This is a genomic window from Cupriavidus sp. USMAHM13, from assembly GCF_001854285.1.
GTDB lineage: Bacteria > Pseudomonadota > Gammaproteobacteria > Burkholderiales > Burkholderiaceae > Cupriavidus > Cupriavidus malaysiensis.
On record NZ_CP017752.1, the window covers coordinates 1,661,826 to 1,681,141 of the forward strand.

Consider the following 19,316-nt stretch of genomic DNA (forward strand, 5'->3'; position numbering starts at 1 on the left):
ATAAGCCATAGGCAGGCCGCGACACATCATCAATAGAAGAGAACAAGCTCGGCGGCCGCTCGGGTGTACACCCGATCCCTTCCGGGCGCCACGCGCCTGTCACTATCCGACCAGCGGCACCGCCGCTCCGCGGCGATCGCGCATGTACAGGGCGCGATGGCGAGCGCAAGCATGGTCCTCCCCGAACAGTGCAAGCGATTCTGCCGATGGGCATGACGCGCATTGTTTTTTCCACGTCGACTGGAAGCCGAAGCCGCACCAGTCCGTGTTGACCGCAGTGCGCGGCGCCAGGCCCCTGGCGCGCGCACTGGCAAAGCAGGAAACAACTTGAATCAGAGCATCACCCCGTTCACCGTTTCGGTGTACCCCATTCAGCAAGAACCCGGCATCTGGTTCGCGAACTACGTCATTTCCGAGTACCGCAATGGTGTCGAGCAAGTCGTCGCCAATGTTTCGATGCGGCACGCCACGCACCGTTCGGAAGCCCGTGCCAAGCAGGCCGCGCGCAGCGCCGGCGAACGCGCCGCGGCGCATCTGCGTGCGCGCCAGTTGCGCGGCGCCAAGGCCGGCGGCCTTCGGCTGCCCGGCGGCAAGTCCCCGCGCTGAGCGGGAACGACCTTGGCAAACGCGGGTCTGCGACAGGAGGTTGTCGGTGCATCCGGACCGCCGCCTGCGCGCCAGGCCGGAGATGCCGCGGTGCGGGCCGGCCAAGGGCCCGATCCGATGCCGACACAAAACATGAGCGGCTCCGCCGCTCCCGCGATGGCCACGCGCCATCCGATCTGACCGATCTCAACGATCTGACTACAGGAGGAAGTTCAAGACATGCCGAACAGCGAAGAGTGGGAAGTGCAGCATCTGACTTCGACCGGCTGGGTTGCCGGCAGTTACCGGCACATACCTTGGTTGGAGGTCGAGGTCGATGCGCCGCAGTCTGGTGTGCTGACCGTGCGCCGGCACATCACCGCGATCTACGCGGGGCCTTCCCGCATCACCGAAGACCGCACGCCGCATACCGAGGACATCGGCTTGATCGAGTCCCTGCTGACGCAGTTCGGCAACCCGACGTTCAGCATCTAGTCCTATTTGCCGCATGCCGGCGCGGGTGCGGCCATCACCCCTCACCCTGCATCAAGACCGCCTGCGGCGAGCCGCGGCGGCGCCGGGCTCGATCGCCGCTGCCCCTGCCGCCGGCGCTGCGCCAGCGGGCGCCGTGAGCCACTGCCGCATCAGCTCGCGCGCCGGCGCCAGGTAGGCTGCGATCGGCTCGCCGCGCCCGTTGGCATACCAATGGCAATAGCACCCATGGAACACCGCCAGCAGCAGCCGCGCCATCTCCGGTGGCAGCGGCCGCTCCGGCGTGCCCAGCGCCTCCACCAGCGCGCGCACATGCCCGTCCCAACCCGCGCGGATGTGTTCGCGCACGGCCTCGGGAACGCTGCCTGAGAACAGCAGCGCCAGCACCACGCCCTTGGTCTCGGGGTGGCGCGTGAAATAGTCGGCGACGCGATCGAACAGATTGTCGAGGCGCTCGGCCTGGCTCCGGCCGGCCGGGGCGCGCGCCTGCATCTCCCCTTCGATTTCCCGGAACAGGCTGATGGCTGCCTCCGCCAGCAGCATTTCCTTGCTGCCGAAATGCCATAGCAGGCTGCTCTTGGCCACGCTGGCAGCGGCCGAGATCTGGTCCAGCGTGACTTCGGCATAGCCGTGTTCGGCGATCAGGCCCTTGGTCAGTGCGATGACGCGCTGGCGTGTCTCCAGGCCGCGGCGGTTCTTGGCCGGCGTGGCCTGGGCGTCTGGCGTGGCCGGAGTGGCGGGCGCGGCGGAGGCTGGGGCAGTCATGGGCAGGGGTACTGGGTCGGCGGGAAATTGTAGCAGCGGGCACTGGCCCCTCCGCCTCGGCCAGATGCCCCCTTGTGCCGGACCCTCCCTCGATATTCCGGCACCTTGACAGGGCAAGGGGATCGCTCGCACACTGGAATTGTACTGAATGTTCAGAGCAATTCTAGTCTTGCCGCCAGGGCAGGGGATGCGTCATGCTGCCGGGCGGAGCCGTCCGCAGCCGGGCCGGCCGCCCCTGGCAGGTGCAGGAACACCACGAGAACACAACGAGGAGACACCATGCTTCGCAAGCCCGCCGCGCTGGCCGCGGCCCTGACCTTGCTGTCCGGCGCCGCCGGCATGCCCCCGGCGCTGGCGGCCGACGCGGCCGCCACGCCTGGCGATGCCACCGCCGCCACCCGCCAGGCCAACGAGGCCGTGCTGCAGCAGCTGCCCTTCAATGACCGCCAGGACTACGAGGATGCCCAGCGCGGCTGGCTGGGCACGCTGGCCGATAGTGAAATCCGCAACGCGCAGGGCCGGGTGGTGTGGAACCTGAGCGACTATGCCTTCCTGCGCGCCGATGCCGCGCCGGCCACGGTCAACCCCAGCCTGTGGCGCCAGGCCCAGCTCAACCTCAAGCACGGCCTGTTCCGCGTCACCGATCGCATCTACCAGGTGCGCGGCTTCGATCTCTCCAACATGACGCTGATCGAGGGCGACACCGGCCTGATCCTCATCGATCCGCTGCTGACCGCGGAGACGGCGCACGCTGCGCTCGAGCTGTACTACCAGCACCGGCCCAGGAAGCCGGTGGTGGCGGTGATCTACACGCACAGCCACGTCGACCACTTCGGCGGCGTCAAGGGCGTGATCCGCGAGGAAGACGTCAAGGCGGGCCGCGTCAAGGTGCTGGCGCCCGAGGGCTTCATGGAGGAAGCCGTCAGCGAGAACATCTACGCCGGCAATGCCATGAGCCGCCGCGCCCAGTACATGTACGGCGCGCTGCTGCCCAAGGGGCCGACGGGACAGGTCGACGCCGGCCTGGGCAAGACGGTCTCGCTCGGTACCGTGACGCTGATCGCGCCCACCGACCTGGTGCGCAAGAGCGGCGAGACGCGCACCATCGACGGCGTGCAGATCGAGTTCCAGATGGCGCCGGGTACCGAGGCGCCGGCCGAGATGCTGATGTACTTCCCGCAGTGGAAGGCACTGTGCGCGGCCGAGGACGCCACCCATAACCTGCACAACCTGTACACCATCCGCGGCGCCCAGGTGCGCGACGCCAACCAGTGGTGGCGCGCGCTCGATGCCACGCTGGACCGCTACGGCGACCGCACCGAGGTACTGTTCGCGCAGCACCACTGGCCGAAGTGGGGGCAGCAGAACATCGACGCCTTCCTCGGCCGCCAGCGCGATGCCTACAAGTTCATCCACGACCAGTCGCTGCGCCTGGCCAACCAGGGCTACACCATGACCGAGATCGGCGAAAGGGTGAAGCTGCCACCGGCGCTGGCCGGCCAGTGGGACCTGCGCGATTACTACGGCACCGTCAACCACAATGCCAAGGCGGTCTACCAGCGCTACCTGGGCTGGTACAGCGGCAACCCGGCCGACCTGCACCCGCTGCCGCCCGAGGCAGCGGCCAAGCGCTACGTGCAGTACATGGGCGGCGCCGACAAGGTGCTGGCGCAGGCGCGCGAATCCTATGCCCAGGGCGACTACCGCTGGGTGGCGGAGGTGGTCAAGCACGTGGTGTTCGCCGACCCGGACAACCAGGCCGCGCGCAAGCTCGAGGCCGACGCGCTGGAGCAGCTCGGCTACCAGGCCGAGTCGGCCAGCTGGCGCAGCGCCTACCTGATGGGCGCGCGCGAACTGCGCAACGGCGTGCAGCGCCTCGCCTCGACGCAGTCGGCCAGCCCGGACATGGTGCAGGCGATGACCGACCCGATGTTCCTCGACTACCTGGCGGTGCGCCTGAACGGCGAGCGCGCCGCCGGCCGCACGCTCAAGATCAACTGGGTCCAGCCCGATACCGGCAAGCGCTACGCGCTCACGGTGGAGAACGCGGTGTTCCGCTACAAGGCCGACCAGCAGCATGCCGATGCCCAGGCCACGCTGACCGTGCCGCGTGCCGTGCTGATCGGCGCGCTGCTGGGCCAGACCACCTTGCGCGAGGCGGTCGGCGCCGGGCGCGCGAAGATCGAAGGCGACCCGGCCGTGCTGCAGGCCTGGATGGGGATGCTGGACAAGTTCGATCCGCAGTTCGAGATCGTGGCGCCCTAGTCCTGCCTTGGTCCTGCGCTAATCCCGCGCGAGTTCCGCCTCGGTCCTGCCGGGCAGGGGCCGCGGGCTCATTGCCGCCCGCTCATTGCTTTTCCGGCTTGTACACCACGACATTGTCGATGGCGTACAGGGTGCACCGGCGCCGATGGAATGTCTCGCAGTCGGGCACGGCGCGGACGGCGGGATCGGGGTCGGCGGCGGGGTCCTTCGGCTTGATGCCATAGGAGATCCACCAGCCGCCGTTCTCCGCGATGGCGAAGGCGCGCGGCTGCGGCTTGCTCAGGAAGCTCTCGTAGCCGGCACGGGCGCGCGGAGCGACCTGCAGCAGCTTGTCGATGTCGTTCACTTCGGCATAGCCGGAAGCGGCAGGTGCCGGGCGCCCGCCGGGCCTGTCGCCCACGGGGGCACGGCCCTGTGCCGCTACCGGACTGGACCCGGCCCCGGCCGCGAGCGCGGCCGAGCGCCTGGCCAGTGCGGCGGCACTGCGCGCAGGCAGTTCCCGCAGGTAGTTGATGGGCATGGCGAAGTTCAGGTTCTGCCCGCGCCGATGGATCAGGGTCGTGATGCCGATCAGGCGTCCTTCTTCATCGAACAGGCCGCCGCCGCTCGACCCCATCGAGAACGGCGCGGAAGTCTGGATCAGCTTCAGGCCGGATTCCTCATCCTGGCGCAAGGCGGAGACCAGGCCTTCGCTCAAGGTCAGTTCGAGATTCTCCGGATTGCCGAGCGTGTAGACGTGCTGGCCCACCACCAGCTTGTCGCTGTCGCCCAGGGGCACGGCCGGTGCGTTCAGGTTGCGCACCGTGATCTGGCAGAGATCGCGCTCGACATCGAGGTACTGCAGCTTGCCTTCGTAGCTGATGTTGTCCTGCTTGATGACGAAGCGCTTCGCCTTGGCCAGCACGTGGCAGTTCGTCAGCAGGGTCTCCTTGCCGATCACCACCGCGCTGCCGCGCGCGAACTGGATGCCGTCGGCGTCGTAGGTGAGCACGCGCCAGACGCTGGGCGCCGTCTTCTTGAAGAACTGGTCAGGCGCCATGGCCTGCGCGGCCGGGGCCGCCAGCGCGAGCCAGGCCGCGCCCAGGCATGCGGCGCGCCATCCCTTGTGGAGCAAGATGTTCATTTCGGCAGCAGGTCGTTGAAATCGTCCAGGCTGTTGGCGGCACGCTGGCCGCTGTCCGGCGTGGCACCGTCGTAGGTCGACTTGATCGCCTCGTCGGCCCGCGCATTCTTGTTGACGGGGTCGCAGCCGCCGGCGCGCGGGGTGCGTGCGATCAAGGAGCGCTCGGGCCGGGGATTGTCGCCATCGGAGGCATCGAGCACGTTCACGGCACAGCGCATGCCGTCCTGCGACATCGCCAGCAGATAGGTGTGGTTTGCCTTCGGATAGAAGGAAAAGACCACGCGGCAGGATCGCCTGCCGTCCACGCCGACATAGGAAAGCGTCGCCAGCGGCCCGGCGCGCAGCGTACTCGACTGGTGGCCGGTGCTCGCATTGCCCGTCATCACCCGTGCCGGGCTGTGGCAGGCATGCGCGTCATCGTAGGCGTAGAGCGCGAAGGACATGTTGGCCGGTGTCGTCGGCCGCAGCAGCAGGCGCGCCGTGTCGCCGCGCGTCGGCGGTACGTAGGGCTGTACGGGAGTGCATGCGGTGAGCAGCGTCGCCACCGTCGCCACCGTCGCCGATACGACCGCCGCGCCGGGGCCCTGGGGGCGCGCATAGGCTGGCGGGCGGTGGCGTGCCTGGGGACGATGGTCCCGGCCCGGCATCGGCCGGCTCCCCAGGCAGCAGGCGGCGAGCGCCGCCAGGCCGATGACCCGCATATCGTTTCCCCGTGATGTCTTATGGTTTGTCCCGCGGCGGCCCGTGCCTCGTTCCGGCATCGCCTATATTCCGCCAGCGTCGCTAACGTATCGTCCGCCCCCGGGGCTGACCACACCCCTCGTTGGTGGGGGGGGCAGGGCTCCGATCGAGAATCGACCGGGTTTGCCGGCCTGCGGCGATTTAAGCCGTCGGCAGTTGCAAGCCATGATCGCCGGCGGCGTTCTTCGCCAGGCCCGGCGCCGTGGCGTGGCGTCTGCCGCATTCGAGCAGCGCTATCGCTTGCGCCGGGCCGCGCCGGCATAGTGGGTGTAGAGGGACTCCAGCACCGCGCTCATTTCCTGCAAGAGGGCGTCGTCATCCGGCAGGCGTTGGCGCGCACCGGTCAGCACAGCCTCGAACCCGCTCGCCTCGGCGACCGGCGCGCCGCCGACGTCCAGCACGTGCACCAATTGCGCCAGCTTCGACAGCCCCTTGTCTTCCTCCAGCCCGAAGCTGGCCAGCAGGACCTCGAACGACACGCGGTCTTCGAAGTGCGTGAACGTCGCGCCGTCGAAGTCGAAACCCAGGGCGTCTGCCGGGCACTGCCGCACGTCGTCGAGCCACAGGAAGGTCGCATGGGGATCGATGAAGCGCTGGATCAGCCAGGCGCACGCCACCCGGTCGACCCAGAGATGCCTGCGGGTGGCCCAGCGGCGCCCCTGGTACTGCGCGGGGTCGCGCCGCGCGATGATGCCCCGCGCGGCACCACGCGGTTCGCCTGGCGACAACACCGCATCGATCGCGGCATTGAAGTCGCGCCACTTCGCTTCGGCAATGGATGCGAGTTCGCCGGGGAAGAAGTCGATGCGCCGGATCGCGTCGTAGCCCCGCCCGAGACGGCGTGCCAAGCGCAGCAGCTCGGCCTCGCCAAGGCTCGCCATGGCCGCGCGTGCCGCCGCCAGTTCGTCTGTCCACGCCGCGTATTCGGCCGACCGGTCGAACAGCGCCTGGTAGTCGGCCTCTTCCGGCATGGCCAGCACCGGCAGCAGCCACACCTTGCCATCCTGGGCCGCCGCATCGTCGGCGATGGCCTGCAAGGGCTGAAGCAGTTCGGGCCGGTTGGGCAGCAGGTAGACGCCATCGCGCAGGGCGGCGCCACCCAGCGCTTTGATGGCACGCCAGCATCGCATGCGGGCGGTGGCCGCGGTCGTCGGCAGGCTGATGACCAGGAGCCGCCAGTCGGCGCCGGCCGGAGCAGGAGCGGGTTTCATGCGGCTCATCCTAGGCGGGCGCAGCACCTATTTCAAGCATGTAGCAAGGTCTACAAAGCACCGCAGCCGGGCACCGAGCGCGCCATCCGCCATCCATGTCCTGCCGGATGGCCAATGCACCTTGTGTGGATCCTCATGCGCGATGGCGCGGATCCCGGCCGGCATGAAGGGTTCCGGCGGCGCGGCCAGCGTCAGCGCTGTGTACCTGCGCATGGTCAGCACATCGTCGGCGCATCGTCAGCGCATCGTCAACGCATGCCTAGGCCGCCCTGCCGGCCAGGGCCGCCTCGATCCGCGCCGCCACTTCCTGCAAGGGCGCGGCAAAGCGTTCCACGGCCTCCTTGGCGCCGAGCGCGGCGGCCAGGTAGACCACGTTGAGGCTGCCCAGCACGCGCTCGCCGTGCCGCACCGGTACCGCCAGCGCGCCGATCTTGCGCTGTTCGGTCCAGTCGCTGCGGTTGGTGGCGAAGCCGTCGTCGCGCACGCGCTGGACCAGGCGGCGCAGGAAGGCTTCGTCATGGGCCAGCGCGGCCTGCTCGGGGCCGCCGCCGCCGGCGCGCAGCACCTTGAGCACGCTGTCACGCTCGGCGTCGCTGCAGAAGGCGAAATAGGCCCGTCCCGCCGAGGTCAGCAGGATCGGCAGGCGGCGCCCGACCATGGCGCGGTGGAAGGAGAGCGGGCTGAAGCGGTGGGTGGTCTCGCGGATGATCATGGCGTCGCCGTCGGGCGTGGCCAGGTCGGAGGGCCAGACCACGCGCTGCAGCAGTTCGCCCATCAGCGGCGCGGCCAGCGTGGAGATCCATTCGTCGTCGGTGAAGCCCTCGCTGAGCGCGCGTACCTGCAGCGTCAGGCGGTAGCTGTCGTCGGACTCGCTGCGCCACACCAGTCCCTCTTCGATCAGTGTCTCCAGCAGGCGGCGCACCGTGGTGCGGTGCAGGCCGGCGGCCTCGCTGAGCTGCTGCGCGGTGGCGCGGCCGCTTTCCATGCGGTTGAGCGCCCGCAGCACGGCCAGGCCGCGTGACAGGCCGCGTACGTTGGCATAGGGCGAGTGTCGGACCGTGCGCTTTACCGGGGTGGCTGGCATGGAAAAAAATCCTTGTAAATCAATGGCGTGCATTCCTTGCACATGTTGAACGTTTTTTTGTCCGGCGGCAACCGGAACTCTAGACTGCAGCCCATACCAAGACCGATTCTGGAGCAGACAATGTCCCACGCGCCCCGCCTCGCCGCGGTTGCCAGGCCCCGGCCCGCGGCGGCCATGCCGCCGCGCCGAGCCGCGTTCCACCGCGCTCGGCTGCGGTAAGCCGCGGTAAGCCGTCCGGCAACGCTCCCGCATCGCACCCTTTCCAACCGTATCCACATCGATTCCCTGCGGGTCCCGCGGTCGCCAGGCTTGCCGGCACCGGCCCGCCAGGGAACAAGGAGGAGACATGAACCCCGCCTTCGACAAGGACAAGGCGGCCGGAGACGGCCGTCCCCACGACCTGCGCGCGGACGTCGCCATCATCGGCGCCGGCCCCGTGGGCCTGATGATCGCCAACATCCTCGGCCTGCAGGGCGTGAGCGTCGTGCTGCTGGAGAAGCTCGAGCAGATCATCGACTACCCGCGCGCGATCGGCCTCGACGACGAGGCGCTGCGCGTATTCCAGTCGGTCGGCCTGGCCGACGCGCTGCTGCCGCACACCACGCCGAACCACTGGATGCGCTTCGTCACGCCGGGCGGGCGCTGCTTCGCCTCGATCGAGCCGCGCACCGACGAGTACGGCTGGCCGCGCCGCAACGCCTTCATCCAGCCACTGGCGGACCGTGTGCTCTACGAAGGGCTGGCGCGCTTCCCCCACGTGCAGGTGCTGTTCGGCCAGGCAGTCGGCGGCTTCACCCAGGATGCCGACGGCGTCACCATCGATTCGGCCGACGAGGCCGGCCGGCCGGTGCGCGTGCGCGCGGCCTACCTGGTCGGCGCCGACGGCGGCAACAGCTTCGTGCGCCGCGCGCTGGACATGCCCTTCGAGGGCCGCACCAAGCCCAACCAGTGGATCGTGGTGGACGTGCGCAACGATCCCATCGGCACGCCCCACATCTATATGCACTGCGACCCGGAGCGCCCCTATGTGTCGGCTGCGCTGCCGCACGGCATCCGCCGCTTCGAGTTCATGGTGATGCCCGGCGAGACCGAGGAAGAACTGTCGCGGCCGGAGAACATGGCGGCGCTGATCCGCAAGCTGGTGCCGGAGCCGGACAAGGTCGACTACATCCGCAAGCGCGTCTACACCCACAACGCGCGGCTGGCGCGCAGCTTCCGCGCCGGGCGCGTGCTGCTGGCGGGGGATGCCGCCCACATCATGCCGGTGTGGCAGGGGCAGGGCTACAACAGCGGCATCCGCGACGCGGCCAACCTGGGCTGGAAGCTGGCCATGGTGGCCAAGGGCCAGGCCGGCGACCGCCTGCTCGACAGCTACACGCAGGAGCGGCGCGCCCATGCCCGCTCGATGATCCACCTGTCCGAGGTGGCGGGCGACATCTTCGCGCCGGCCAGCCGTGGCGCGGCGCGCCTGCGCGACGCCTTCACGCGGGTGATGAACGCCTTCCCGTCGGCCAAGCGCTACTTCGTCGAGATGCGCTTCAAGCCGATGCCGCGCTATGAGCAGGGCGTGGTGCTGCTGCCCGGGGTGCCCGAGCGCGAGACCCGGCCCGGCTTCCTCGCGCGGCGCCTGGAGCGAGCCGGCAACTCGGCGCTCGGCCGCCTGCTGGGCTTGATGAGCGAGAAGCGCGAATCGCTGGTGGGGCGCCTGGTGCACGGGCCCGATCCGCTCGGTGCCTCGCCGGTGGGGCGCATGTTCCTGCAGCCGCTGGTGCGCTGCGAGGACGGCCGCATCGCGCGTCTGGACGACGTGATCGGCAACCGCTTCGCCGTGCTGAGCTGGGGCATGGACCCGACCTTCGGGCTCAGCGCCCCGGCGCGCGAGGCGTGGCAGCGGCTGGGGGCCTGCTTCGTCATCGCCAAGCCCGACCCGCAACTGGAATTCCGCGACGACGTGCCGGACGGCGTGCTGGCAGTGGGCGATGTGCATGGCCGCCTGAAGGACTGGTTCGGCGGCCAGCCCGACTCGGTGGTGGTGCTGCGTCCGGACCGTTTCGTGGCCGCGACCTGCTCGCCGCAGGATGTCTCGCGCGCCATCCTCGGCGTGGCGGACAAGCTGGCGCTGCCCGTCGCCGCAGGCGTGGCCGCAGCCCCGGCAGGCCCGGCGCAGCCGGCGCCGCAGCCGGGCCGCGCGGCGGATGCCGGCGGGCCGGCCCTGGCACGCGTGGCGGGAGCCTGACATGCCCATCCATCTCGAATGCCTGTCGCACACGCCGCTGCACGGCTACTTCGATCCGGTGCCGGCGGTGCTGGCGGAAGTGGAGGGCGTACTGGCGCAAGCGCGCGCGCGGGTGGCCGCCTTCGATCCCGAACTGGTCATCGCCTTCGCGCCGGACCACTACAACGGCTTCTTCTATGACCTGATGCCGCCGTTCTGCATCGGCGCGGCGGCGAGCGCGGTGGGCGATTTCCGGAGTCTGGCCGGTCCGCTGGACGTGCCGCGCGACACCGCGCTGGCGCTGGCCGAGGCGGTGCTGGCGGCGGACGTCGACGTGGCGCTGTCCTACCGCATGCAGGTCGACCACGGCTGCGCCCAGGCCCTGGAAGTGCTGACCGGGAGCCTCGACCGCTACCCGGTGATCCCGGTCTTCATCAATTCGGTGGCCGCGCCGATGGCCTCGTGCCGGCGCGCGCGCCTGCTGGGCGATGCCATCGGCCGCTTTGCCGCGCGCAGCGGCAAGCGTGTGCTGGTGGTGGGCTCGGGCGGCATCTCGCACGAGCCCCCGGTGCCCGAGCTGGCCACGGCCAGCCCCGAGAATGCCGAGCGGCTGATCGCGGGGCGCAATCCCTCGCCCGAGGCGCGCGCGGCGCGGCAGGCGCGCACCGTCGCCGCGGCGCGCGCCTTCACCGCCGGCGATAGCGCCATGCACGCGCTCAACCCGGCATGGGACCAGGCCTTCCTGGCCACCCTGCAGCGGGGCGAGCTGAGCGCCGTGGACGGCATGACCGATGCCGCCATCACGCGCGAGGGCGGCAAGTCGGCGCACGAGATCCGCACCTGGATCGGCGCCTTTGCCGCGCTGGCGGCAGCCGGTCCCTACCAGGCCGAGATCGATTACTACCGTGCGATTCCTGAATGGATCGCCGGCTTCGCCGTGATGCACGCCGCGCAGGCCGGAACGGACGCTTGAGACCGGCTGCCAACCCTCCCTCCAACGACAGGACGCCCCAGACATGACCCAGCAAGACCTCATCGCCACCCTGGCCGAGCGCCTGCGCCGCGCCGAGCAGGAGCGCAGCCCGGTCGCGCCGCTGCGCGGCGAGATCGCCGCCGGCGATGCCGACACCGCTTATGCCATCCAGCGCGCCAATGTCGCCTTCTGGCAGGCGCGCGGCCGCCGCGTGGTCGGCCGCAAGATCGGCCTGACCTCGCCGGCGGTGCAGCGCCAGCTCGGCGTCGACCAGCCCGATTTCGGCACGCTGTTCGCCGACATGGTGTACGGCGACGATGAGCCCATCCCGCCGGCGCGCACCCTGCAGCCAAAGGTGGAAGCCGAAGTGGCACTGGTGCTCAAGCATGACGTGAGCGCCGCCGATGCCACCCTGGTCGACCTGATCGGCGCGGTCGACTACGTGCTGCCCGCCATCGAGGTGGTCGGCAGCCGCATCGCCGACTGGAACATCAGCTACGTCGATACCGTGGCCGACAACGCCTCCAGCGGGCTGGTGGTGCTGGGCGCGGTGCCGGTGCCGCTGGCCGGGCTGGACCTGAAGACCGTGCAGATGGAGATGTTTGCCGGCGATGCGCGCGTCTCGGCGGGCCAGGGCTCGGCCTGCCTCGGCCATCCGCTCAATGCCGCCGTGTGGCTGGCGCGCAAGCTCGCCTCGCTGGGCGATCCGCTGCGTGCCGGCGACCTGGTGCTGACCGGCGCGCTGGGCCCGATGGTGGCGGCCGAGCCCGGCCGTTGCTACGAGGCGCGCATCAGCGGCGTCGGCAGCGTGCGCGCGAGCTTCGCCGCGGCCTGAGGCGCCGGCGCTCAGGCCCCGGACCCGAGGCCTCAGAGCGCAGGCCGCCGTACCACGGCGGCGCGGCACCGGCGCCGCGCCGCCATCCAGAGGGCCGCATCGACGGCCCCGTCCACAACGAGAAACAGGAAACAGGAGACAGAGCATGAGCCATCGCCATCCCCGGCGCGCGTTCGCGCGCCTTGCACTGGGCGCGGCCGCCGCAGCGGCCGCCGCCTGCCTGGCGGCACCCGCCGCCGGCGCCGATACCGACACCTTCCCGAACCGGCCGCTGACCTTCGTGGTGCCGTTCCCGGCCGGCGGCATCACCGACATGATCGCGCGCCAGCTCGCCCAGCAGATGGGCAACGGCCTGGGCAAGCCGGTGGTGGTGGAGAACCGTCCGGGCGGCGGCGGGCAGATCGCCGCCCTGCAGGTCAAGCGCGCCGACGCCGACGGCCACACCGTCTTCATCGCCGCCACCGAGATGTTCGCCATCAACCCGGGCCTGTACCGCAATTTCTCCTACGACCCGCTCAAGGACTTCAAGCCGGTCACCGCGCTGGCGACCTCACCGCTGGTGCTGGTGGTGCCGAAGAACAGCCCGGCCGCGTCGGTCAAGGAACTGATGGCGCTGTCGCACAGCAAGGCTGGCGGCGTCAACTATGCCTCGCAGGGGATCGGCTCGATCGGCCACCTGCTGGGCGGCATGTTCGCCGACAAGGCCGGCGGCCGTTTCACCCACGTGGCCTACAAGGGCTCCGCGCCCGCGCTGCAGGACGTGATGGCAGGGCAGGTGGACATGATGTTCGACCCGGTCATCACCACCTCGCCGCTGATCCAGGGCGGCAAGGTCAAGCCGCTCGCCATCGCCGCGCCGCGCCGCGCGGCCCAGCTGCCCGAGGTGCCGACGCTGGCCGAGCTGGGCGTGCCCGGCCTGGATGCCGGCGTGTGGTTCGGCATGGTGGTCAAGGCGGGCACGCCGGACGCCATCGTCAACCGGCTCAACGAAGAGGCTCGCAAGGCGCTCAAGGCGCCGGAGGTGGTCAAGCGCTTCGACGACCAGGGGCTGCAGGCGATGCCGATGTCGCCGCGGCAGTTCGGCGCCTTCCTGCAGAGCGAGAGCGGGCGCTGGGCGCCGCTGGTGAAGGCCAGCGGAGCGGTGGTGGAGTGAACCTGAGCGAGGAGGAGGCCGTGCGGCGGCGCCGGGCCTTGCCTGACGCCGCCATTGCTGCCGGTGAGCAGAACATGATCAGGCCGCTATCCACCCGCGCGGCATGCGCTGCTCGGCCACGTCCGTGGCCATAGGGAATGCAAGCGCCGCCGCCGGTACGCGCCTTCGAGCCTCCGTGCCGAGGTAGCGCGCACCGGTCAGCGTCAAGGCCAGGCCATCCCGCGCTTGGTCTTGGCGCCTTTCCTGTCGAAGGTGAGGATGCGCACCATGCCTTTCGCTGCAGCGATGCCGCGTTTCTTGTCCTGCTTGCCTTGTGCGGGGCGCGCTTCCGCGAGCCGGCGGGAATGTCGCGGGGGGGGCGTGGCTCAGGGAGCGGAAGCTCCGCCCGCAATGAGCGCGAGCAGGGGCCAGCAGAGGTAGGCCAGCAGCAGGATCACGGCCAGCGGGCGCCAGCGGTGCGGCGGACGATCGATCCAGCGGTACACGAAATAGACGACTGCGCTGAGTGCGACCTGAAAGAGTGCGCTCACGCCGAGCAGCACCCATCCGAAGGCGGGCATCAGCGCTGACGCATCGCGCCAGCCGACCGAGCAGCCGTTGCACATGCCGCCTCCCAGCATGGCCAGTACCACGAACAGCAGATAGGGCACGAGGATCAGCAGTGCCGAGTCGATACCCAGCACCCAGAGCAACCATCGATATCGCAGCGGGGCGGCGGCTGGGGCGTGAGCGGGTGAGGCGCTTGGCATGACAGGCTGGCGGGCATATGGGGAGCGCGCCAAGGCTATCGGCGCGACGCCAGCGGTGTCTCAAGAGATTTCCGATTCCACATGAGAAACGCCCGAATCTGTGCCGCGGATGTCGACACAGGGCGGTGCGGGCGCTGCCGCGCGCGCGGTGGGGGAGAGGGGCAGAGGGGGAGGAGGAACCAGGCCCGTCGGCGCGCGTGGCGCCGCCGGGCCCGTCGGCACCGGGCCGATGCCTCAGTGCGAGGAGGCGCCGGCTGCGCCCAGGCCGGTTTCGGAGCGCACTTCCTGTGCGTCGAAGGCGGCGCGTTCAGCCTTGGCGCGTGCGCTGTTGTCGAGCAGCGAGAACAGCCAGACACCGGCGAAGCCGATCGCCATCGAGAACAGTGCCGGCGAGGTGTACGGGAACCAGGCCGAACCCTTCGGGTAGCCGAGCGTGGCTTCCCACACCGAAGGCGAGACAATGGTCAGGCCGACCGAGGACACCAGGCCGAGGAAGCCGCCGATGACAGCGCCGCGCGTGGTGCAGCCCTTCCACAGCATCGACAGGAACAGCACCGGGAAGTTGGCGGAAGCCGCGATGGCGAAGGCGAGCGACACCATGAAGGCGATGTTCTGCTTCTCGAAGGCGATGCCGAGCGCGACCGCGACGATACCCAGGACCACCGTGGTGATGCGCGAGACGCGCAGTTCCTCATGGCTGTTGGCCTTGCCCTGCTTGAGCAGGGTCGAGTACAGGTCGTGCGATACCGCCGAGGCGCCCGACAGCGTGAGGCCGGCGACCACCGCCAGGATGGTGGCGAAGGCGACCGCCGAGATGAAGCCGAAGAAGACGTCGCCGCCGACCGACTTGGCCACCAGCACGGCCGCCATATTGGCGGTGCCCGCGCCGCCCTTGATCACGCCCTTGGCCACGTCGGCCATCTCCGGGTTGGTCAGCACCAGGGTGATGGCGCCGAAGCCGATGATGAAGATCAGCACATAGAAGTAGCCGATCCAGGTCGTGGCCCACAGCACGGACTTGCGCGCTTCCTTGGCATCCGGCACGGTGAAGAAGCGCATCAGGATGTGGGGCAGGCCGGCCGTGCCGAACATCAGGGCCATGCCGAAGGAGATGGCGGAGATCGGGTCCTTGATGAAGCCGCCCGGGGCCATCACCGACAGGCCGATCCTGGCGGCCTCGTCCGGGTTCTTGCCGGAGGCGCTGGCGATGGCCGTCTTGACCTCGACCGCCTTGGCGAACAGGGCCTCGGGGCTGAAGCCGTACTGGGCCAGCACCATGATGGCCATGAAGGTGACGCCGGCCAGCAGCATGCAGGCCTTGATGATCTGTACCCAGGTGGTCGCCGTCATGCCGCCGAACAGCACGTACACCATCATCAGCGCGCCCACGATCACCACCGCCACCCAGTAGTCGAGGCCGAACAGCAGCTTGATCAGCTGGCCGGCGCCCACCATCTGCGCGATCAGGTAGAAGGCCACCACCACCAGCGTGCCGAGCGCGGCGAAGCTGCGGATGGGGCCCTGCGCGAAGCGGTAGCCCGCCACGTCCGCGAAGGTGAACTTGCCCAGGTTGCGCAGGCGCTCGGCCATCAGGAAGGTGATGATGGGCCAGCCGACCAGGAAGCCGATCGAGTAGATCAGGCCGTCGTAGCCGCTGCTCATCACCGCCGCGGAGATGCCGAGGAAGGAGGCGGCGGACATGTAGTCGCCGGAGATCGCCAGGCCGTTCTGGAAACCGGTGATACCGCCGCCCGCGGTGTAGAAGTCCGCGGCGGAGCGCGTGCGCGAGGCCGCCCACTTGGTGATCCACAAGGTGCCGAGGACGAACAGCGAGAACAGCACGATGGCCGTGGTGTTGGTGGCCTGCTTGGCGGTCTCGCCGACGTCGCCGCCGCCGGCGAATGCCGCGCCGCAGGCGGTGGCGGCCGCGAGGCCGCCCAGGATGCGCAAGGATGGGGTCTTCATTTCGCCACGTCCTCCAGGATGTCCACGGTCAGGCGGTCGAACTCGCGGTTGGCGCGCCGCACGTAGATGCCGGTGATAGCGACGGTAAAGAGGATGACGCCGAAGCCGACCGGCACGCCGATGCTGGTCACGCCGCTGCGGAAGGGCTGCCCCAGCAGCGTCTTGTCGAAGGCGATCAGGGCAATGTAGCCGTAATAGACGATCAGCATCAGCATCGTCAGCAGGATGCCGAGGCTGTTGCGCCTGCGCTTGAGCGCCGCGTATTTCGGGTGCGCCTGGATCTTCCCGATCAGGTCGGTGGACATGAAGCGTCTCCTTTAGTGTCTTGAGTTGGATAGCCTGGATTCTCGGCAGTTGACCTGACGCGGGACTTACAGCGGTGCCGCGGAAGCATGGCGATCGGATCAGTGCTTTCCCTAGCGTGCCATGTGCGCCGTGCCGTCGCGCAGCGCTCCGGCTGCGATCGATGGCAGCCATCGGCGCTTGCCGCATGGCGTTCTCTGCACGGCAAGGGCCCGGGTGTCTCGCGCGCGCAACCCGTCATGCGAAGCTTCCTTACGGGCGCTGCCTTCTCGGTATACTTCGCGGAAAACAGCCGGAAGTCAGAGCTGTCCTGGCTATGCGGGAATGGAGGGGCAACGTGGTGGCCGACAGGCCACCCATCGAGCGGGAAGGGACTGCGCTGTGGCAGGCACCGGTAACAACGACAAGATGACCGGCTGGGCTGGGGTTCTGATGCCATGTGTCGACACGCAGGTGCGGGCCTGCGGCGAGCAGCAGGAAGCGCGGCGGGGCTTGCCCTTGCCGATGCGCGCTGACGGCTTGCCGGACGGTGGTGGCAAGGACGGCGCGGCGGGTTGCGCCCTTGCGCCGGTCGCAGACGAGAGCCAGGCCGTCGGCGCGACGCTGCCGGGCTGCCCCGGGGACGAACGGTCCCCGCATGCGCAGGCCGTGGCCTTGCCCATGCTGTCCGCGCGCCAGGCCAGCGTGTACGCGCTGCTGGTCGACGGTCTCTCCAACAAGCGCATCGCCCTGCTGCTCGGCCTGCAGGAGGGTACGGTCAAGGAGCATGTCTCTGCCATCCTCGCCAAGCACTGCGTGCGCGACCGCCGCCAGTTGATCCGGCAGGCGCCGCTGCCGGCCCCGGCAGCGGCTGCGCCGGCGCAATGGGACCTGTCACCAGCAATGCCGCCGCACACGCCGTGCGCCGGCGTCCCGCGCCAACCGATCACGCCGGCGGAGCTGGGTCTCACCCGCCGTCAGGGCGACGTGCTGCAATTGCTGCTCGACGGTCTCTCGAATCGCGTCATCGGCAGGCGGCTTGGCTTGCGCGAAGACACCGTCAAGGAGCACGTCAGCGCCATCCTGATGGCGCTGAAGACGCCGCGACGCGCGCAGGTGATGGCGCTGATGCGGCAGTTCGAGCTGCACTTGTGCCCTGAGTCCTAGTGCCCTGGTGCCCTGGTGCCCCTGGTGTCCCGGTTCTTGAATTCGTGGAATCACCAGGCCTGTCGAGAAGCCGTGCGAGGCCGTGCGAGGCGGTGTCCCGCATCGCCTGCCGCGCGGCGCCGATCGTCTCCGTGTGCCGGTTCACGTGTGCGGGAGGGGCGGCCGGCGCGCCGGCAGGAGCCTCGACTCGCGCGAAGCCCGGCATGCTGCCGTCGATCGCTCGTTGCGACGGCTGGCGGGATGCGTCCGCCTGAGCGCCCGGCAGCCTGCCGGCCTCAGCGCCGCGCGCTGCCGGCGTCTTCGTCCTGCACCTGCCAGTCGCGCCGTTGCTGGCGCAGCCGGGCGAGCGTGGTGCGCGCGGCGCGCGCGGCCTTGCGCCAGGCGAAAGGCCGGGGATCGGCCAGCATGCTGAGCGCGCGCGCGTAGTCGAGCGCGAGGCCGGGCGTCCATGCCATGGTCACCGCGCGCTTGCGGATCTGCGCGGCCACCCACAGCTCCGGCGTCACCAGCACGCGCAGCAGGCTGCGCCAGCCGGCACGATCGCCATGCAGGCGGCCCACCGCGCCTTCGAGCGCGGCTTCCAGCGCGTGGGCGACGGTGCTGGAGCAGTTGCGGTGCGTCAGGTTGTAGGTGGTGTTCCGGCGGTAGCGCTGCCAGAAGGCCTGCAAGCGCAGGGGATCGTAGTTGCGGATGCGCACGCGCGTCGTGGAGGGACACCAGGCCTGCGCTTCGGTGGCGTAGTCGGGCTGGAACAGGCCGGGTACGTCGTTGTCGGCGGTGGCGCGCAGCAGGCGGCCGAAGTCGTCGGGCGAGCGGTCGATCTCGACCGCCGGGTAGAGGCTGATGTAGATGCCTTCCGGCGTTTCCAGCGCGGCATGGCCGGTGGAGATCACGCCGTTGGCGTCGACCGCGGCGATGTAGCGGCGGATGATCGGCGGCGACTGCGCGGGTGTCCTGGCCGATCCCGTGGGCGTCCACACGTGCACCGTCAGCGCATGTTCGCCGTCGGCGGGCGGCCCGTCCCATTCGGCGCGGTCGAAGGCGGGCGGTGCCGGTGCAGCGTCGCCGCCGCCGTCCTCCTCCGGCATGGTCCCCGCCACGTCGGCCTCGGGCAGCCGGCCGGGCCGCGAAGATCCGCGCAGCGCCGGATTGGCGGCCAGCCGCCTGACGCGCGCGGCCAGCGTCAGCATGTTCAGGCCGCCGAAGAAGAGGAACAGGCCGAGGCCGTAGGGCAGCGTGCCGACATAGTGGGTCGGGTAGGGCTGGAAGAAGAACACCGCGATCAGCAGTTCGGCCACGCCCCAGGCGAGGGCGACGTGCCAGCGCCGGTAGCGCACCACCCACGCCGACACGCACTGGAGCAGCCCGTCGATGAGGAAGAGGGCGCCGAAGATCATCGACAGCAGGAAGTGGCCGTAGTGGTGGCCGGCGAAGATCAGGGCCGACGCGCCGACCACGGCGATGCCCTTGACGTAGCGCAGCACGCGTTGGCCGCCCACGCCGCTCCAGGCGACCACCAGCGTCGCCAGGCCTTCGATCAGGAAGAGCCAGGCGAAGAACTGGATGGGGAAATGCAGGGCGCCGTCGAGCGCGTCGATGAAGATGGCGATGCCGGCGACCGCCCAGAGCGCGCCCGTCCAGAGAATGGCGCGGGCGCGGCGGTGCAGGTAGTCGATGCCCATCAGCAGCAGCACCAGTCTGACCATATCCC

At 69.8% G+C, this 19,316-nt stretch carries 17 protein-coding genes; 8 read left to right on the plus strand and 9 right to left on the minus strand.

Features of this window, described 5'->3' with window-relative positions; translation table 11 throughout:
• Nucleotides 1–327 precede the first annotated feature (327 nt).
• Both BKK81_RS25675 and BKK81_RS25680 read left to right on the plus strand, forming a co-directional pair.
• Nucleotides 328–606: an isochorismatase gene (locus BKK81_RS25675; RefSeq protein ID WP_071018816.1), complete on the plus strand. Its 279-nt coding sequence runs from the start codon at nucleotides 328–330 to the stop codon at nucleotides 604–606.
• Between the two features lie 219 nt (nucleotides 607–825).
• Complete coding sequence (locus tag BKK81_RS25680; protein WP_071018818.1) at nucleotides 826–1,080, plus strand: translation initiation factor 1; 255 nt, start codon at nucleotides 826–828, stop codon at nucleotides 1,078–1,080.
• Nucleotides 1,081–1,131: 51 nt separating this feature from the next.
• Here BKK81_RS25680 and BKK81_RS25685 read toward each other — a convergent pair whose 3' ends face one another.
• Nucleotides 1,132–1,842 carry a TetR/AcrR family transcriptional regulator gene (locus BKK81_RS25685; protein WP_083384436.1) on the minus strand — a complete coding sequence of 237 codons (711 nt, stop codon included), beginning with the start codon at nucleotides 1,840–1,842 and terminating at the stop codon, nucleotides 1,132–1,134.
• Between the two features lie 279 nt (nucleotides 1,843–2,121).
• On the opposite strand from BKK81_RS25685, the gene BKK81_RS25690 reads away from it, so the two are divergent.
• Nucleotides 2,122–4,107 carry an alkyl/aryl-sulfatase gene (locus BKK81_RS25690; protein ID WP_071018820.1) on the plus strand — a complete coding sequence of 662 codons (1,986 nt, stop codon included), beginning with the start codon at nucleotides 2,122–2,124 and terminating at the stop codon, nucleotides 4,105–4,107.
• Nucleotides 4,108–4,189: 82 nt separating this feature from the next.
• On the opposite strand, the gene BKK81_RS25695 is transcribed toward BKK81_RS25690, so the two are convergent.
• From BKK81_RS25695 to BKK81_RS25710, 4 genes are all read right to left on the minus strand, one after another.
• Nucleotides 4,190–5,230, minus strand: a complete 1,041-nt coding sequence (locus BKK81_RS25695) for a S1C family serine protease (RefSeq protein ID WP_083384437.1) — start codon at nucleotides 5,228–5,230, stop codon at nucleotides 4,190–4,192.
• Nucleotides 5,227–5,931 carry a hypothetical protein gene (locus tag BKK81_RS25700; protein ID WP_071018822.1) on the minus strand — a complete coding sequence of 235 codons (705 nt, stop codon included), beginning with the start codon at nucleotides 5,929–5,931 and terminating at the stop codon, nucleotides 5,227–5,229. The genes BKK81_RS25695 and BKK81_RS25700 overlap by 4 nt, the downstream gene beginning before the upstream one ends.
• Nucleotides 5,932–6,204: 273 nt before the next feature.
• Nucleotides 6,205–7,182, minus strand: a complete 978-nt coding sequence (locus BKK81_RS25705) for a chromate resistance protein ChrB domain-containing protein (RefSeq protein ID WP_071022335.1) — start codon at nucleotides 7,180–7,182, stop codon at nucleotides 6,205–6,207.
• 259 nt (nucleotides 7,183–7,441) lie between these two features.
• Nucleotides 7,442–8,266 carry a DNA-binding transcriptional regulator gene (locus tag BKK81_RS25710; protein WP_071018824.1) on the minus strand — a complete coding sequence of 275 codons (825 nt, stop codon included), beginning with the start codon at nucleotides 8,264–8,266 and terminating at the stop codon, nucleotides 7,442–7,444.
• Between the two features lie 346 nt (nucleotides 8,267–8,612).
• Here BKK81_RS25710 and BKK81_RS25715 point away from each other — a divergent pair, with 346 nt between their 5' ends.
• The 4 genes from BKK81_RS25715 (at nucleotide 8,613) to BKK81_RS25730 (ending at nucleotide 13,442) form a co-directional block, all read left to right on the plus strand.
• Nucleotides 8,613–10,502: a bifunctional 3-(3-hydroxy-phenyl)propionate/3-hydroxycinnamic acid hydroxylase gene (locus BKK81_RS25715; RefSeq protein WP_083384439.1), complete on the plus strand. Its 1,890-nt coding sequence runs from the start codon at nucleotides 8,613–8,615 to the stop codon at nucleotides 10,500–10,502.
• Between the two features lies 1 nt (nucleotide 10,503).
• The gene (locus tag BKK81_RS25720; protein WP_071018826.1) at nucleotides 10,504–11,454 is read left to right on the plus strand and encodes a 3-carboxyethylcatechol 2,3-dioxygenase; all 951 of its coding nucleotides are present in this window, start codon (nucleotides 10,504–10,506) and stop codon (nucleotides 11,452–11,454) included.
• A 43-nt stretch (nucleotides 11,455–11,497) separates the two neighbouring features.
• Nucleotides 11,498–12,289 (plus strand): 2-keto-4-pentenoate hydratase, encoded by a 792-nt coding sequence (gene mhpD / locus BKK81_RS25725; RefSeq protein WP_071018828.1) that lies wholly within the window; start codon nucleotides 11,498–11,500, stop codon nucleotides 12,287–12,289.
• Between the two features lie 145 nt (nucleotides 12,290–12,434).
• On the plus strand, nucleotides 12,435–13,442 hold the full coding sequence (locus BKK81_RS25730) for a Bug family tripartite tricarboxylate transporter substrate binding protein (RefSeq protein ID WP_083384440.1): 1,008 nt from the start codon (nucleotides 12,435–12,437) through the stop codon (nucleotides 13,440–13,442).
• Between the two features lie 365 nt (nucleotides 13,443–13,807).
• Here BKK81_RS25730 and BKK81_RS25735 read toward each other — a convergent pair whose 3' ends face one another.
• The 3 genes from BKK81_RS25735 to BKK81_RS25745 all read right to left on the minus strand — a co-directional run bounded on the left by BKK81_RS25735 (nucleotide 13,808) and on the right by BKK81_RS25745 (nucleotide 16,461).
• Nucleotides 13,808–14,134 carry a hypothetical protein gene (locus BKK81_RS25735; protein ID WP_071018830.1) on the minus strand — a complete coding sequence of 109 codons (327 nt, stop codon included), beginning with the start codon at nucleotides 14,132–14,134 and terminating at the stop codon, nucleotides 13,808–13,810.
• Between the two features lie 291 nt (nucleotides 14,135–14,425).
• Nucleotides 14,426–16,156 carry a cation acetate symporter gene (locus BKK81_RS25740; RefSeq protein WP_071018832.1) on the minus strand — a complete coding sequence of 577 codons (1,731 nt, stop codon included), beginning with the start codon at nucleotides 16,154–16,156 and terminating at the stop codon, nucleotides 14,426–14,428.
• Entirely contained in the window at nucleotides 16,153–16,461 is a 309-nt protein-coding gene (locus BKK81_RS25745; protein ID WP_071018834.1) for a DUF485 domain-containing protein, read from the minus strand. The genes BKK81_RS25740 and BKK81_RS25745 overlap by 4 nt, the downstream gene beginning before the upstream one ends.
• A gap of 379 nt (nucleotides 16,462–16,840) precedes the next feature.
• Here BKK81_RS25745 and BKK81_RS36850 point away from each other — a divergent pair, with 379 nt between their 5' ends.
• Complete coding sequence (locus BKK81_RS36850; RefSeq protein ID WP_269466465.1) at nucleotides 16,841–17,605, plus strand: LuxR C-terminal-related transcriptional regulator; 765 nt, start codon at nucleotides 16,841–16,843, stop codon at nucleotides 17,603–17,605.
• Between the two features lie 275 nt (nucleotides 17,606–17,880).
• Here the strand turns inward: BKK81_RS36850 and BKK81_RS25755 are convergent, their stop codons facing one another.
• Nucleotides 17,881–19,311: an HdeD family acid-resistance protein gene (locus tag BKK81_RS25755; protein WP_071018837.1), complete on the minus strand. Its 1,431-nt coding sequence runs from the start codon at nucleotides 19,309–19,311 to the stop codon at nucleotides 17,881–17,883.
• Nucleotides 19,312–19,316: the final 5 nt, after the last annotated feature.